This window comes from Diaphorobacter sp. B2A2W2, assembly GCF_056730635.1.
Genome location: NZ_JBWZOR010000021.1, coordinates 1 through 1,664, shown reverse-complemented (window position 1 = coordinate 1,664; position 1,664 = coordinate 1). Strand labels below are relative to the sequence as shown.

General features: G+C 66.8%; 2 protein-coding genes. Both read right to left on the bottom strand.

Annotated features, from left to right (window positions below; translation table 11 throughout):
• The coding region (locus AC1PPL_RS19260) for an electron transfer flavoprotein subunit alpha/FixB family protein (RefSeq protein WP_479973957.1) at nt 1–905 on the bottom strand (905 nt) is incomplete at its 3' end.
• A gap of 21 nt (nt 906–926) precedes the next feature.
• Nucleotides 927–1,664: electron transfer flavoprotein subunit beta/FixA family protein (locus tag AC1PPL_RS19255; protein WP_312131305.1), on the bottom strand; the 738-nt coding region annotated here is incomplete at its 5' end.

Sequence of the window (1,664 nt, the reverse complement as noted above, 5' to 3'; positions counted from 1 at the left end):
GCCTGGAACAGATCGGCCTCCAGCCCATAGTCGGCCACCGCAAAGATCGGCGCCTCCGGGTCCTTGTTGATCGCCACGATCACCTTGCTGTCCTTCATCCCCGCCAGGTGCTGGATCGCCCCCGAGATCCCCGCCGCGATGTACAGCTGCGGCGCAACGATCTTGCCCGTTTGCCCCACCTGCAGGTCGTTCGGGGCGTAGCCCGCGTCCACCGCTGCGCGGCTGGCGCCAATGGCCGCGCCCAGCTTGTCCGCCAGCGGGGTCATGACTTCGTTGAACTTCTCGCTGCTGCCCAGCGCCCGGCCGCCCGAGACGATGATCTTGGCGGCGGTGAGCTCGGGGCGGTCGCTCTTGGTGACTTCGCGTCCGGCAAAGCTGCTCTTGCCGGCGTCGGCCACGGCGGCGGTGGTTTCCACCGCGGCGCTGCCGCCCGTGGCAGGCGCCGCGTCAAAGCCGGTGCCGCGCACGGTGATGACCTTGACGCTGTCCGCGCTTTGCACGGTGGCGATGGCGTTGCCCGCGTAGATGGGGCGCTCGAAGGTGTCGGCGGAGATCACTTTGGTGATGTCGCTGATCTGCGCCACGTCCAGCTTGGCGGCCACGCGCGGGGCGACGTTCTTGCCGCTGGCGGTGGCCGGGAACAGGATGTGGCTGTAGTTGCCGGCAATCTGCAGCACCTGGGCGGCCAGGTTCTCGGCCAGGCCGTCCTTCAGGCTGGCGCCGTCGGCGTGCAGGACTTTGGCGACGCCGGCGATTTGGGAGGCGGCCTGGGCGGCGGCCTGCGCGCCTTCACCGGCGACGAGCACGTGCACGTCACCCCCGCAGGCGAGTGCGGCGGTGACGGTGTTCAGGGTGGCGGCCTTGAGGCTGGCGTTGTCGTGTTCTGCAATGACGAGTACGGTCATGTTGTTTCTCCTGTCCTGCCTTTAGATGACCTTGGCTTCGTTCTTGAGCTTGTCCACCAGCGTGGCGACGTCGGGCACTTTCACGCCAGCGCCGCGCTTCGGGGGTTCGGCCACCTTGAGGGTCTTGAGGCGCGGGGCCACGTCTACGCCGAGGTCTTCGGGTTTGACGGTGTCCAGCGGCTTTTTCTTGGCCTTCATGATGTTGGGCAGCGTGACGTAGCGCGGCTCGTTCAGGCGCAGGTCGGTGGTGATGACGGCCGGGGTGGTCAGTTGCAGGGTTTCCAGGCCGCCGTCGACTTCGCGTGTGACGCTGACCTTGTCGCCGGCCACTTCGACCTTGCTGGCAAAGGTGGCCTGGGGCAGGTCGGCCAGGGCCGCCAGCATCTGGCCGGTCTGGTTGGCGTCGTCGTCGATGGCTTGCTTGCCCAGGATGATCAGGCCCGGTTGCTCTTTGTCCACCAGGGCCTTGAGCAGCTTGGCCACGGCCAGGGGTTGCAGCTCGGCATCGGTTTCCACCAGGATGCCGCGGTCGGCGCCAATGGCCATGGCCGTGCGCAGCGTTTCCTGGCATTGCGCCACGCCGCAGCTCACCGCGATGACTTCCGTGGCCACGCCTTTTTCTTTGAGCCGCACCGCCTCTTCCACGGCGATTTCGTCAAAGGGGTTCATGCTCATCTTCACGTTCGCGATGTCTACGCCCGTGCCGTCCGACTTCACCCGGACCTTCACGTTGTAGTCCACCACGCGCTTGACGGGGAC